The organism is Nocardia sp. NPDC005825, from assembly GCF_040630175.1.
In the GTDB taxonomy this organism is placed as follows: Bacteria; Actinomycetota; Actinomycetes; order Mycobacteriales; family Mycobacteriaceae; genus Nocardia.
Window position 1 is genome coordinate 1 of the sequence record NZ_JBEXXC010000023.1, and the last position, 13,328, is coordinate 13,328.

General features: G+C 67.0%; 12 protein-coding genes and 1 pseudogene. 5 read left to right on the forward strand and 8 right to left on the reverse strand.

What is annotated here, in order from left to right:
• Positions 1-90 precede the first annotated feature (90 nt).
• The 3 genes from ABZ382_RS34440 to ABZ382_RS34450 all read right to left on the reverse strand — a co-directional run bounded on the left by ABZ382_RS34440 (position 91) and on the right by ABZ382_RS34450 (position 2,265).
• Positions 91-543 carry a universal stress protein gene (locus ABZ382_RS34440; protein ID WP_357097823.1) on the reverse strand — a complete coding sequence of 151 codons (453 nt, stop codon included), beginning with the start codon at positions 541-543 and terminating at the stop codon, positions 91-93.
• A gap of 349 nt (positions 544-892) precedes the next feature.
• The gene (locus ABZ382_RS34445) at positions 893-1,312 is read right to left on the reverse strand and encodes a DoxX family protein (protein WP_357097825.1); all 420 of its coding nucleotides are present in this window, start codon (positions 1,310-1,312) and stop codon (positions 893-895) included.
• 89 nt (positions 1,313-1,401) lie between these two features.
• Positions 1,402-2,265, reverse strand: coding sequence for a helix-turn-helix domain-containing protein (locus tag ABZ382_RS34450; RefSeq protein ID WP_357097828.1), 864 nt, complete (start codon positions 2,263-2,265; stop codon positions 1,402-1,404).
• 56 nt (positions 2,266-2,321) lie between these two features.
• Here ABZ382_RS34450 and ABZ382_RS34455 point away from each other — a divergent pair, with 56 nt between their 5' ends.
• Complete coding sequence (locus ABZ382_RS34455) at positions 2,322-2,804, forward strand: VOC family protein (RefSeq protein WP_357097831.1); 483 nt, start codon at positions 2,322-2,324, stop codon at positions 2,802-2,804.
• A gap of 146 nt (positions 2,805-2,950) precedes the next feature.
• Here the strand turns inward: ABZ382_RS34455 and uvrB are convergent, their stop codons facing one another.
• Positions 2,951-5,116, reverse strand: a complete 2,166-nt coding sequence (gene uvrB, locus ABZ382_RS34460) for an excinuclease ABC subunit UvrB (protein WP_357097834.1) — start codon at positions 5,114-5,116, stop codon at positions 2,951-2,953.
• A gap of 356 nt (positions 5,117-5,472) precedes the next feature.
• Here uvrB and ABZ382_RS34465 point away from each other — a divergent pair, with 356 nt between their 5' ends.
• Positions 5,473-6,057 (forward strand): DUF402 domain-containing protein, encoded by a 585-nt coding sequence (locus tag ABZ382_RS34465; RefSeq protein WP_357097837.1) that lies wholly within the window; start codon positions 5,473-5,475, stop codon positions 6,055-6,057.
• An 85-nt stretch (positions 6,058-6,142) separates the two neighbouring features.
• Here ABZ382_RS34465 and ABZ382_RS34470 read toward each other — a convergent pair whose 3' ends face one another.
• Positions 6,143-6,619: a hypothetical protein gene (locus tag ABZ382_RS34470; RefSeq protein WP_357097840.1), complete on the reverse strand. Its 477-nt coding sequence runs from the start codon at positions 6,617-6,619 to the stop codon at positions 6,143-6,145.
• 209 nt (positions 6,620-6,828) lie between these two features.
• On the opposite strand from ABZ382_RS34470, the gene ABZ382_RS34475 reads away from it, so the two are divergent.
• Positions 6,829-7,353 (forward strand): DUF402 domain-containing protein, encoded by a 525-nt coding sequence (locus tag ABZ382_RS34475; RefSeq protein ID WP_357097843.1) that lies wholly within the window; start codon positions 6,829-6,831, stop codon positions 7,351-7,353.
• A 66-nt stretch (positions 7,354-7,419) separates the two neighbouring features.
• Here the strand turns inward: ABZ382_RS34475 and coaE are convergent.
• Positions 7,420-8,376, reverse strand: a pseudogene (gene coaE, locus ABZ382_RS34480) (dephospho-CoA kinase); the annotation flags it as partial.
• A gap of 294 nt (positions 8,377-8,670) precedes the next feature.
• On the opposite strand from coaE, the gene ABZ382_RS34485 reads away from it, so the two are divergent.
• Positions 8,671-8,889 carry a hypothetical protein gene (locus tag ABZ382_RS34485; protein ID WP_357097845.1) on the forward strand — a complete coding sequence of 73 codons (219 nt, stop codon included), beginning with the start codon at positions 8,671-8,673 and terminating at the stop codon, positions 8,887-8,889.
• A 115-nt stretch (positions 8,890-9,004) separates the two neighbouring features.
• On the opposite strand, the gene ABZ382_RS34490 is transcribed toward ABZ382_RS34485, so the two are convergent.
• Both ABZ382_RS34490 and rpsA read right to left on the reverse strand, forming a co-directional pair.
• Positions 9,005-10,528, reverse strand: coding sequence for an alkaline phosphatase family protein (locus ABZ382_RS34490; protein WP_357097848.1), 1,524 nt, complete (start codon positions 10,526-10,528; stop codon positions 9,005-9,007).
• Positions 10,529-10,708: 180 nt separating this feature from the next.
• Positions 10,709-12,175, reverse strand: a complete 1,467-nt coding sequence (gene rpsA, locus ABZ382_RS34495; protein WP_357097851.1) for a 30S ribosomal protein S1 — start codon at positions 12,173-12,175, stop codon at positions 10,709-10,711.
• A 267-nt stretch (positions 12,176-12,442) separates the two neighbouring features.
• Between rpsA and ABZ382_RS34500 the strand changes: the two genes are divergently transcribed.
• Positions 12,443-13,315, forward strand: coding sequence for a methyltransferase domain-containing protein (locus ABZ382_RS34500; protein WP_357097854.1), 873 nt, complete (start codon positions 12,443-12,445; stop codon positions 13,313-13,315).
• Positions 13,316-13,328: the final 13 nt, after the last annotated feature.

Genomic DNA, 13,328 nt, shown 5'->3' on the forward strand with positions numbered 1-13,328 from the left:
CGTCGGTAACCGCGGCCTCAACACCCTGGCCGGTCGCCTGCTCGGCTCGGTGCCCTCGGGGCCCGGCCGCTTCGCTTCGTTCGTCGAGCGTCAGCGCACGGTGTGCACGATCAGCACGTCGCAGCGCGACTTGCGGGCCACGTCCGAGGGCACCGAGCCGAGCAGGCGACCGGCCAGGGTGTTGAGGCCGCGGTTACCGACGACCAGCAGGTCGGCCTCCACGTCCTTCACCAGGTCCAGCAGCGACTCGACCGGCTCGCCGACGACGGGCTTCTCCACGACGTTCACCGCGCCGAGGGCGACGGCCTTGTCGCGGGCGACGCGCAGGATCTCACTGGTGGGCGCGGAGCCGCGCACCTGGTAGGCCTCGTCCTTCAGCACGTCCGCGGCCGCGGCGACATCGCGGTCGTCGGTCGGGAAGTAGGCGCAGGCGATGTACAGCGTGGCGCCCTCGTCGCCGGCCAGAGCCGCGGCCCGCTCGACGGCGACGTACGACGAGTCCGAGCCATCGGTACCGACGACGATCGTCCGGTAGGCGGTCATTTCTCCTCCAAGTACAAGGGTCGGGGCCGCGGATTCCTCGACAGTGGGGTTTTCACCGCGGCAACTTCGCCTGACAATAGCGGCATAACCGGCGGAAATATTCGATATCGCAACACATCACACCGCGTGGCGGGATCGGCGACTGTGACATTCCCGGCACGCTCCGAACACGGCCCCGGCTACCAGCGAATTTCCCGGCGATCGCGACGCGGAACACACAATGCCAACAGCCTTGCACGCCTGGGAGATTCGTCACAAGCCCGAAATGTCCGCGGGCCGTTCGTTGTGTCATGTCACAACGAACGGCCCGGGAATCAGTGACGTCGTTTTGCCGGTCGCGGCGGATTTCCTAGGAGAGGTCGAAAAGCGGTCCGGTGAGCGTCAATCCGAGATCGTGACCGACGTGGGCGAAGAAGGCGAACAGCATGAGCGACGCGCCCGCCAGTGCGATGTCCTTGTTGAAGTGCACCATCTCGCCCTGCTTCGCCTCGGGATCGGTCTCCTTCCAGAAGGCGTGCATGAGGAAGGCGGTCGGCACCAGGAACAGGATCAGCAGCAGTGCGCCGAGGTCGGCCCAGACGCCCAGCAGCACGCTCAACCCGCCGGCCAGCAGCAGCACGCCCGAGGCGGGCACCGCCAGCGTGGGCATGGGTATGCCCTTGAACTGCGCGTACTGCGCCATCGACTCACGCTGCGCCAGATGCCCGAAGCCCGAGCCGAGGAAGAGAAACGCGAACAGGATCCGTCCGATCAACACCAGCACGTCCATGGCCCGCTCCTTCGATGATCGATGTGCCATTGGATGACATGGCAACCAACTTCATCAGGCTCACCGCTATTCCCGTACCAGTCAGTTTGTCAGGATGGTAGCGAGATGCGGGCGTATTCGAGCGGAGGCATTCCGATCTCCTTGGCGAACTCGTTGGAGAAGTGCGCCTGATCGAAATAACCGAGTTCGAGGGCCAGCGCGGCCAGGTCCGAGGTGCGGCCCTCGGCCAGCAGGTGCGCGCCGTCCTGCAGCCGATAGCGGCGCAGGACCCACTTCGGCCCCGCCCCGACATAGCGGCGGAAGAGGCGCTGCAGGGTGCGGATCGGGATGCCGAAACGCTCGGTGACCTGGTCCACCCGGGTCAGGTCGGGATCGTGCTCCATGGCCTCGATGATCGTCAGGACCTGCCGGTAGGCCTCCTGGTCGCCCTCGACGCCCTGGGCCGCCACCAGGAAATCCTCGATCAACTCGCGGCGCAGCAGCGCGTCGTCGGTGGCGAGCACGGCCTCGGCCAGGGTGTCGGCGGCGGGGAAGATCTCGGCCGCCGGGACCGAAGTGTCGCTGAGCGCGCCCACATCCAACCCGGTGAATGCGCCGAAGCCGCCGGCCCGGAACTTCACCCCGAACGTCTCACCCGCCCCGGCCAATTCGCGCACGTACTTGGTGGTCCACACGCCGGTGACGAAGGCGCCGGTGCGTTCGTGGGTGCGCTCGAAGGTCAGGTTCACGCACGGGTACGGCAGCACCTCGGCATAGAACGGCGGTTCGCCGCCGCGGTCCCAGCGGACCGCCCAGTACCACTCGACATAGCGCGACACCCGTGCGCCCGCGGGCAGCCGGGCGTGGTTGCTGGTCGCGATTTGCTGGCGGGGTCGCAGGATGCCCTTGGCCGTCTCCGGCGGTGGCACCGGCCGTGGCGCGAACCGGTTTTCGGGATTGTCAGCGCTGGTCATCGCCCCTGTCGCTTTCTTACAAGACCATCGCGGCCGCGCCGAGGAAGGTAGTGGCCATGAGCGAAACAGTGAATCCGATCCCGCAGGACTACCACTCCATCACCTGCTTCCTGGCCGTCCCCGACGCCAATGCGGCCATCGACTTCTACAGCGCCGTGTTCGGCGCGAAGGTGCTGAGCCGCAACGATCTTCCCGACGGCCAGGCCGCGCACGCCGAACTGCTGATCGGCGACTCCACCATCCAGGTCGGCATGCCGATCCCCGACGAGGGCCTGCGCGCACCCGCCGACGACTGGGTCCACACCAGCGTGGTGCACTACTGCCCCGATGTGGACGCGGTCTCGAAGTTGGCCACCGAGAACGGAGCCCGCTTCGTCTCCGAGCCGCAGACCTTCGTCACCGGCGACCGCTACGGCCGCGTCATGGACCCGTTCGGCCACCGCTGGATCGTCATGACCCGCGTCGAGGACGTCTCCCGCGAGGAAGCCGAACGCCGAGTCAACGAATGGATGGCCAATTCCGCCTCCCCGAGCCTTTAGCGGGCGGCTCAGAGCCGTCAGCACTGGGCAACCCGTGCCGGCGGTCGGGTGCCGAACCGATTTCGGGCGTACCCGGCGAGTTACCCCCACCGCCCCGAAATCAGTTGTCGCGCCGGCATTCGAAGGACCGCCGTACGACTTCCGCCTCACGACAACCCGGCGGCATCCATGCCGCGTAGTTCCTTCTTCAGGTCGGCGATCTCGTCGCGGAGGCGACCGGCCAGCTCGAACTGCAGCTCCCGGGCCGCGCTCATCATCTGCGCGGTCATGTCCTTGATCAGGTCGGCGAGTTCGGCGCGCGGCATGTTCCGCACGTCGCGCCCCTCGTAGACACCGGCGCTCACCGCCCGTCCGGGCTCGCCCTGGGCACGGCGGCCACGGCTGGCATTGCGGCCGGAGCCGCCCACCTCGACCTCGGTCTCCTCGGCCTCGCGGTACACCTGGTCCAGAATGTCGGCGATCTTCTTGCGCAACGGTTTCGGATCGATACCGCGCTCTTCGTTGTAGGCGACCTGCTTGGCCCGGCGGCGTTCGGTCTCGTCGATGGCGTGGCGCATGGAGTCGGTGATCTTGTCCGCGTACATGTGGACCTCACCGGACACATTGCGCGCCGCGCGGCCGATGGTCTGGATGAGGCTGGTGGAGGACCGCAGGAAGCCCTCCTTGTCGGCATCCAGAATGGCGACCAGCGACACCTCGGGCAGGTCCAGGCCCTCGCGCAGCAGGTTGATGCCGACCAGTACGTCGTATTCGCCCAAGCGCAACTGCCGCAGCAATTCGACGCGGCGCAGGGTGTCGATCTCCGAGTGCAGATACCGCACCCGCACACCGAGTCCCAGCAGATAGTCGGTGAGGTCCTCGGCCATCTTCTTGGTCAGCGTGGTGACCAGCACGCGTTCGTCGCGTTCGGTCCGCAGCCGGATCTCGTGCACCAGATCGTCGATCTGTCCCTTGGTCGGCTTGACCACCACGTGCGGGTCGACCAGGCCGGTCGGGCGGATCACCTGTTCGACGAACTCGCCGCCGGTCTGGCCCAATTCGTAGGGGCCCGGAGTGGCCGACAGATACACCGCCTGACCGATCCGCTCGGCGAACTCCTCCCAGGTGAGCGGCCGGTTGTCCACCGCCGACGGCAGCCGGAAGCCGTACTCGACCAGGTTCCGCTTGCGGGACATGTCGCCCTCGTACATGCCGCCGATCTGCGGCACGGTCACGTGGGATTCGTCGATGACGAGCAGGAAATCGTCGGGGAAGTAATCGAGCAACGTGGCCGGCGCGGAACCCGCGGGCCGCCCGTCGATATGCCGCGAGTAATTCTCGATACCCGAGCAGAAACCGACCTGCTTGATCATCTCCAGGTCGTATTGGGTGCGCATCCGAAGCCGTTGCGCCTCCAGCAGTTTGCCCTGCTTCTCCAAATCCGCGAGCCGCGTCTCGAGTTCGGCCTCGATGTCGTGCACCGCGCGTTCCATACGATCGGGACCCGCCACATAATGAGTGGCCGGGAAAATCCGCACCATATCCACCTGGCGCACCACATCACCGGTCAGCGGGTGCAGATAGTAGAGCGCCTCGATCTCGTCGCCGAAGAATTCGATGCGCACCGCCAATTCCTCGTACGAGGGAATGATTTCGACGGTATCGCCGCGCACCCGGAAACTGCCGCGGGTGAACGACATGTCGTTGCGGGTGTATTGCACGTCCACCAGCAGGCGCAGCAGCCGGTCCCGATCGATCTCGGTGCCGACCTCCAGCTGCACCGACCGATCGAGGTAGGACTGCGGGGTGCCGAGGCCGTAGATGCACGACACCGACGCGACCACCACCACGTCGCGGCGCGAGAGCAGGCTCGAGGTCGCCGAGTGGCGCAGCCGCTCCACGTCGTCGTTGATCGAGCTGTCCTTCTCGATATAGGTGTCGGTCTGCGCGATGTAGGCCTCGGGCTGGTAGTAGTCGTAGTACGAGACGAAGTACTCGACCGCGTTGTTCGGCAGCATCTCACGCAGCTCGTTGGCCAGCTGTGCGGCGAGGGTCTTGTTGGGGGCCATGACCAGGGTGGGCCGCTGCAACCGCTCGATCAGCCAGGCCGTGGTCGCGGACTTGCCGGTACCGGTGGCGCCGAGCAGCACCACGTCCTTCTCCCCCGAGCGGATGCGCCGCTCGAGCTCGGCGATGGCGGCCGGCTGGTCACCGGCCGGAACGTGCTCGCTGACCACCTGGAACTGGCTGTCGGTCCGCTCGACCTCGCCGATGGGCCGATGCTCCGAATGGGCCAGCGGCAGGTCGTCCGGGATCTCGGTTGCGAAAGCCATGGGACCAGCCTAGGACGGACCACCGACAAGAACACACAGCCGCTCGCCTGTTCACCGAGGGCGGACCCGACCGTGCCCCCGGTCGCGATCGGCAGTGCCCGCGGTCACGTCGCCGCGCGATGGCTGCCCGCACGGGGCACACCCGTCCAATCGCGCGACGGCTCCGAATTCTCTAGTCCGGTACTCATTTCGGTAAAGGACTTCCAATGTCCGAATTGACCTTTACCCCAACGGATTTCAGGCCGTCCGGGCCGATCGGTGTCGCGTAGATCTCAGTCCGTTCACGACGGTTTGAATCCCCGGTTCCAGGTGTACTCTGAGCTCGCTGGTCGCACGATTCGAGAGAAGGCATGGCGATGACCGGTTTGTTTACGCCACAGCGGAATTCCACCAATGGCGCGCGCCCGCACCGGACGACCGACGGCACCCCCGCGGTGTCCCCGCATCGCCCCAGACTCGAGTATTTCAATCTCGCGGATCTGTCGTGGACCGATTATCGCGGGTTTCTGCACCCCGTGGAGCGTTTACACGCCGAACCGTTCGGTCTGTATATCGAACGGACAGTGGACAATCCGCGGTACCACTACGTCGAGTCCTGGCTGCTGCCCGAGCTGTCGCTGCGCGCCACGGTGTATCACCTGCGTCCGGGCCACGATCGGACCCAGACCCACTACCTCGACATCGGCGAGTACGGGCCGTACGAGGACAAGAAGTGGCGCGCCGAGAGTCACTATCTCCACGTGGTGGCCCGCCCCGGCCGCGCGCCCGAACTGCTCGGCATCGACGACCTGCTGACCGCGCACGCTGCCGGCCAGTTCGACACCGCGCAGACCCATCGGGCCATCGAGCGGGCGGCCGCCGTGGTCGACGGCCTCGGCGCCTGCGGGCACGATGTCGACCGGTGGCTCGCCACCAAGGGCGTCACCCTCACCTGGCTCTGACCCCGGGCACCGCCCAGAGAACGCGAACGCCCGGTCCGGATGGATCCGGACCGGGCGAGGTCTTGCGGGTATCTCCGCCCTCCGACTAGCCGGAGATGCTCGGCAGCAGGCCGTTCAGACCGCCCGACAGGCTCGGGAACAGGCTGCTCGAGCCGCTGCTCAGACCGCAGCCGACGCTGCCGGTGCTGGTCAGCGGGTTGGCCTCGGCCACGTCGACGTCGATCGACTTCGAGATCAGGGTCTGGGTCACGGTCAGCGTGTGCTTGCCCGCCGTGCTCGGAGTCCAGTTGATGGTGACCTTGCCGCTCAGCAGCGACGGGGTGACCGGGCTGCCCGGCAGCTCGGTGCCATTGTCACGGAAGGCCACCGACAGCAGCCGGTCGACGTCGATCGACGCGGTCAGCGTGTAGGAGCAGCCGACATTGTGGCTGGTGCCGGAAACCTCGAGGCCGGTCGGCCACGCTCCGGCCTGGGGCGCCGCCAGGACGATGGTCCCGGCCACGGCACCGAAGGTCGTGAGGCCCATGCCGACCCGGCGGGCACGGGTTTTCTGTTCGCTCATGCAGGTATTCCCTTACGGTTGAGCCCGCCCACGAACGGCGGGTAGTCGTGCGCGACGATACAGCGCAATCGAACAATAGCGAAACATGTTCGCTTCAAATAGAGTTTTCGGGATATTCGCCCCGCTCCACGCCGGATTCCAGCAATCTGCGGGCGACGCCACCCCCGCTCCCCTGGACGGCCGCCGCTCGACAGGCGATGCTGAATGACATGACTCGGGCGCCCGCGGTGGATCTGCACCGACCCAAGGTGGAGTACTTCAATATCGACGAGCTCACCAATATCGATCCCAAGGGTTTCGTGCGGCAGGTGGAGCGCTACCAGGTGGAGCCGTGGGGGCTGTACATGGCCCGCACCTCGGACCACCCCGAGTTCCACTACATCGAATCCTGGCTGCTGCCCACGGTGTCGTTGCGCGCCACCGTCTTCCACTTCACCCCCGCGCATCTGCGCGACCAGGACTACTACATCGACATCGGCGAGTTCGCGCAGGTCGGGCCGAAGCGGTGGAAGTCGGTGGACCACTACCTGGACCTGGTGGTGCGTCAGGGCAGAGAGGTGGAGCTACTCGACGTGGACGAGCTGCTGGCCGCCCACGCCGCCGACTACCTGACCCTGGCCGAGGCCCAGCAGGCCATCGAGTCCGCCACCGCGACCATCGACGGAATCGCCGCGCACGGACACAGTTTCGAGGACTGGCTGGCCGCCCAGGGCATCACGCTGACCTGGATGTAGACCGAGAAACCAGGGGCCGTCCGCACCGAGGGGTGTCGACGGCCCCTATTTCGTCGGTCAGGCGCCGATGATCAGGGTGACCGCCCGGCCCGGGTCGGCATTGGCGTGCAGCCGCTCCCCCGCCGCGAGCTCGACGCCCGCGGCCAGCGGATCGTCGGCAGCGACGGGCGGAAAACCGATGTCCGCCAGGCGATCCCGGAGCGAGTCCGGGCCCACCCCGGTCGCGACCGTGATCCGGATGTCGAGGACGTCGGCCGCGGGCTTGCCGGCCACGGCGGTCGCCCCGACGTGTTCGATGCTCGCCGCGTCGGCCGCGCACGCCAGCGCGAGGCGGGCGATCACCCGCCGCGCCTGCGCGGGCCATTCCGGATTCGCTTCCACCACGGGCAGTTCCGGCCGCGCGGCGGGCGTGCGGGTGCGCAGATTGCGCTCGAAGGGCACGAGGCGCTCGTCCCAGAGCCGGTGCACCTCGGCGTCGATCAGGCCGGTCGCGCCATTGTTGTCGAGCAGGACGTCGGCGGTGGCGCGACGCTGGGCGTCGGTCGCCTGGGCGGCGATGCGGGCGCGGGCGTCGGCCTCGTCGATGCCGCGGAACTCCACCAGGCGGCGCAGCCGGGTCTCCTCGGCGGCGTCCACGATGACCACCAGGTTCATGAACGGCGCCAGGCCGTTCTCGACCAGCAGCGGAATGTCCTGCACCACAATGCCGTCGGCGGGCGCGGCGGCGATGAGTTCGGCGGTGCGCTTGCCGACCAGCGGATGGGTGATGCCGTTGAGGGTGGCGCGGGCCTCGTCGGTGGCGAAGGCCTTGGCCGCCAGGGCGGGTCGGTCGAGGCTGCCGTCGGCGGCGAGGATGTCGTCGCCGAACGCGGCGACCAGGGCGGCCAGGCCCTCGGTGCCGGGGGCGACCACCTCGCGCGCGATGACATCGCTGTCCACGAGCACGGCTCCGCGCTCGGTGAGAATGCGGGCCACGGTGGACTTGCCCGCGCCCATGCCTCCGGTGAGACCGATTCGCAACATTCGACCAGTCTCGCATCGTTGCCGGTTCCGTCGCGTGCCAGGGTTACCCACTCGACCCTGGTCAGGATTACCCACTCGACCCGGTCGTTTCACCTGCAAGCACAGTCCTTGCCCGTTCCGTGATGCCGGTGAGATCATTTCGCAACTTTTCCGGCCAATCCCGACCGTTTGTCGGCAACATTCCGACACGCCGGGGCGCACGCCCCGCAAAATTCTGTGACTCACACTTTTGTTCGGCTATTGTTCGCCGCAGGCGATCTTCAGGCCGGTTAACACGCAAGAGAAGGAACATCAGTGAGCACCAAGAACCTCCAGACGGGTCGCCACCGTCTGGGCCTGGCGGGCACCGTGCATTGCATCGAGATCCCCGCCGTCGCAGCCGCTCTCGCCGAGCACGGACGGTCCTGGCTGACCGCGCTGTTCAGCCCCGCCCGGCACAGCGCGACCGCCAGGCGAAAACCGTCACCCGAGTCCGGCGTCGTCCGCCGCTGGGTGCCTGCCACTGTCGGCTGATTCCGCCGGAATCTCCAGCACCGCTCCCTGATTCGCCACATACATACGCAGTGGCTCGGTCCGAACCGGACCGAGCCACTGTGTTGTGCGCGTGCCTCCTTACGCGGCAGCGGAATTACGCGATGCCGCTGGGCTTGCGCCGGGTGCCGGGATCCTGGCGCGGCATGGAGTTCGGCGGCACCGGGTACGGGGTGCCGACGGTCGCGGTACCGAGGGCGATGTTCGGACCGCACTGCGCGATGGCGTCGTTGACCTTCCGGTCCGCCGGGGCGAACACGGGCTTGGACGCATCGGCGCCGGAACCGAAGTCGAAGGCCGAGGTCATGTCACCGGTGACGCTGCGCCGCCACGCCGTCAGGTTCGGCACGTCGACTCCGAAGCGGCGCTCCAGGAGTCGCAGCTGCGAGGTGTGGTCGAAGGTCTCCGAGGCGACCAGGCCGCCGCGGCTGTAGGGCGAGATGACCAGGCCCGGTACGCGGTAGCCGAGACCGATCGGACCGGTGATGCCCTCGTGCTTCTTGTCGATCGGCACCGTGACGTACTCCCCCGGCGTGCCCGCGGGCGCGGTCGGCGGGGTGACGTGGTCGAAGAAGCCGCCGTTCTCGTCGTAGCTGATGATCAGCGCGGTCTTCTCCCACACCGCCGGGTTGGAGGTGAGAATGTCGAGCACCTGCATGATGCCGACCGCGCCGAAAGCCGGTGGCAGCGCGGGGTGTTCGCAGTTCAGCAGCGACGGGATCACCCACGACACGGCGGGCAGCTGGTTAGCGGCGACGTCGGCGGCGAAGTCCTGCGGGTAGGCCGGGGCCTTACCGCGCCGGGCCAGTTCGGAATTCGGGTCGGCGGCCTGCTTGAAGCAGCCCATCATGCCGTCCAGGATCACCGACGACAGCGGGCCGACGTCCCGGTTGTTGTAGATCTTCCAGCTGACGCCGGCATCGGAGAGGTTCTCCGGCATGGTCCGCCAGCTGTAGGCGTTCTGCGGGATCAGGGTCGGCGTCTCGAGCAGCGGGCCGCCGTTGCGCCCCTCGGGGTCGATGGTGGCCGACATCCAGTACAACCGGTTGGGGTCGGTCGGGCCGAGCACCGAGCAGTGGTAGTTGTCGAGCAGGGTGAAGGCATTGGCCAGGTCCCAGTGCACCGGAATGTCGGCCTGGGTGTAGTAACCCATTGCGGCGGGCGCGTTTCCGGGTCCGACCGAGGCGATCGACATGGGCATCCAGCCGTCGTTGCGGCCGTTGTTCCAGGCCTTGTGCATGGCCGCCCAGCTGTGGTCCGGGTCGTTGATGCACTCACCGTCGAGGCTGGCGCCGCGGGTGGTGTCGAGGCGGAACGGGTTGAGGAAGCCGTCCGCGGTGGGGCCGACGCCGGGGGTGTACCCGTACTGGTTCCAGGCCGGGGACGGGTCGTCGAACCCGCGCACCCCGGACATGGTGCCGAAGTAGTGGTCGAAGGAGCGGTTCTCCTGCATGAGCAAGACGAAGTGCTCGATGTCGCCGAGGCCGCCCATACCCGCCGGGTCTGCGGCGTAAGCCTTTTCGATGATCGGTCCGGCGACCGACGCGAGCGCGCCCGCACCGCCCGCTGCCATGGCTTTCGCCAGAAATTCCCGCCTGTTGACTCCGGCGAACACGCCCATGGTGCGGTGGTGCCTTCCCGCTAGAAGTGACAGTGAAGGGACAGCGCCGACCCGGATCGGTCGCGCGTCCAGTTCGTATCCAACCTGCGCGTCATGACAGCTCAGCGAACCGCTGGTAAACGAAAGTCCCCTGGTCGAGGACCAGGGGACTTTCGTTATCGCTTAACGCGGATCAGCGAATCAGGCGTTGCCCGACAGCTTCTCACGCAGCGCGGCCAGCTGCGCATCGCTCGCGAGCGAGCCACCGGCCGGCGCGTCCGAGGAGGAAGCGGCAGCCTGCGAACCGGACTCCGAGGAGTAGTTCTGCGGTCCACCGTTGGCAGCCTCGGCGGCGGCGTCGGCGGCCATCTTCTCCATCTGAGCGGTGTGCATCTTGTGGCGACGCTCGGCCTCGGCGTACCGGGTCTCCCACTCTTCACGCTGCTTCTCGAAACCGTCGAGCCATTCGTTGGTCTCGGAGTCGAAGCCCTCGGGGAAGATGTAGTTGCCCTGGTCGTCGTAGCTGTCGGCCATGCCGTACTTCGACGGGTCGAACTCGGCGGTGTAGTCCTCGTTGGCCTGCTTCAGCGACAGCGAGATCCGGCGACGCTCGAGGTCGATGTCGATGACCTTGACCATGGCGTCGTCGCCGACGGCGACAACCTGGTCCGGGACCTCGACGTGGCGCTCGGCCAGCTCGGAGATGTGCACCAGGCCCTCGATGCCCTCTTCGACGCGCACGAACGCACCGAACGGAACCAGCTTGGTGACCTTGCCCGGCACGATCTGACCGATCGCGTGGGTGCGGGCGAACTGACGCCACGGGTCTTCCTGGGTCGCCTTGAGCGACAGGGAGACACGCTCGCGGTCCAGGTCGACGTCGAGAACCTCGACGGTGACCTCGTTGCCGACCTCGACAACCTCGGACGGGTGGTCGATGTGCTTCCAGGACAGCTCGGAGACGTGCACCAGACCGTCCACGCCACCCAGGTCCACGAAGGCACCGAAGTTGACGATGGAGGAGACCACACCCTTGCGGACCTGGCCCTTCTGCAGCTGGTGCAGGAACTCGCTGCGGACCTCGGACTGGGTCTGCTCGAGCCAGGCGCGACGCGACAGGACCACGTTGTTGCGGTTCTTGTCGAGCTCGATGATCTTGGCCTCGATCTCCTTGCCGACGTACGGCTGGAGGTCGCGGACGCGACGCATCTCGACCAGCGAAGCCGGGAGGAAGCCGCGCAGACCGATGTCCAGGATCAGGCCGCCCTTGACGACCTCGATGACGGTGCCCTTGACGGCCTCGTCCTTCTCCTTGAGCTCCTCGATCGTGCCCCAAGCCCGCTCGTACTGAGCGCGCTTCTTCGACAGGATCAGGCGGCCTTCCTTGTCCTCCTTGGTGAGAACGAGGGCCTCGACCTCATCGCCCACGGAAACGACCTCATTGGGGTCGACATCGTGCTTGATGGACAGTTCGCGAGACGGGATCACGCCTTCGGTCTTGTAACCGATGTCGAGAAGGACCTCATCGCGATCGACCTTGACGATCGTGCCTTCGACGATATCGCCGTCGTTGAAGTACTTGATGGTCTTGTCGATGGCGGCGAGGAAGTCCTCGGCAGTGCCGATGTCGTTGACGGCAACCTGCGGCGAGGTGACAGTGGTGGGCATGTGTTGGGAGGCTCCGGACGGATTGTGGTCGGTAGTGGACATGTGGACTTTCGGTTTTGCTGCGAACAGCGGGCAATGGATCTAACGTTGCACAACGCTGCCGTGGCTGTAACTTCCAAAGACAGCTTGCGGACTCACAGCACGATTATCTGCTCTACGCGGTCTCGAGAAACCGGGTACAGAAGACACTCGCGGAAAACAGCGTACGCGACGGGTGTTGTACCAAGCAAACATGGGTCCCATCGCAAGCCTCGCTAGGGTGTGCCCATGTCCGAAGATCACTCTGCCACCCCCGACGACGCCCGGCACGCCCAGGCCAATGCCCTGCTCGGCACGGTGGGAGTGACCCGCGCCAAGGTCGATTCGGAGTCGAGTCAGCGCGCCAGCCGCAAGTGGTGGGACGCCGACGCGGCGGCCTACCACGAGACGCACGCCGACTTCCTCGGCGTGGACTCCCCCGCCGGCGAGTTCGTGTGGTGCCCGGAGGGGTTGCACGAAGGTGACTGGCATCTGCTCGGCGATATAGAGGACAAGCGGATCCTGGAGATCGGCTGCGGCTCGGCCCCCTGCTCGCGCTGGCTCGCCTCGCACGGCGCGCACCCGGTCGGCCTCGATATCTCCCGCTCCATGCTCGACCGCGGCCTGGCCGCGATGGCGGCGGGCGGACCCCGCGTCCCGTTGGTCCAGGCGGGTGCGGAGGATTTGCCGTTCGCCGACGAATCCTTCGACCTGGCCTGCTCGGCCTTCGGCGGGGTCCCCTTCGTCGCCGACTCGGCCCGCGTCATGCGTGAGGTCCACCGCGTCCTGCGTCCCGGCGGCCGCTGGGTCTTCTCCGTCAATCACCCCATGCGCTGGATCTTCCCCGACGACCCGGGCCCCGGCGGCCTGCGCGCCACCATTCCGTACTTCGACCGCACTCCCTATGTTGAGGTCGGCCCCGACGGCGAGCCCACCTACGTCGAGCACCACCGCACCATCGGCGACCGCGTCCGCGAGATCGTCGCCGCGGGGCTGATCGTGAAGGACATCATCGAACCCGACTGGCCCGAATGGCTCGACCGCGAATGGGGCCAGTGGAGCCCCCTCCGCGGCGAGATCTTCCCGGGCACAGCCATTTTCGTCACCGAGAAAGCGAACTGAGGCCCGCGACCGG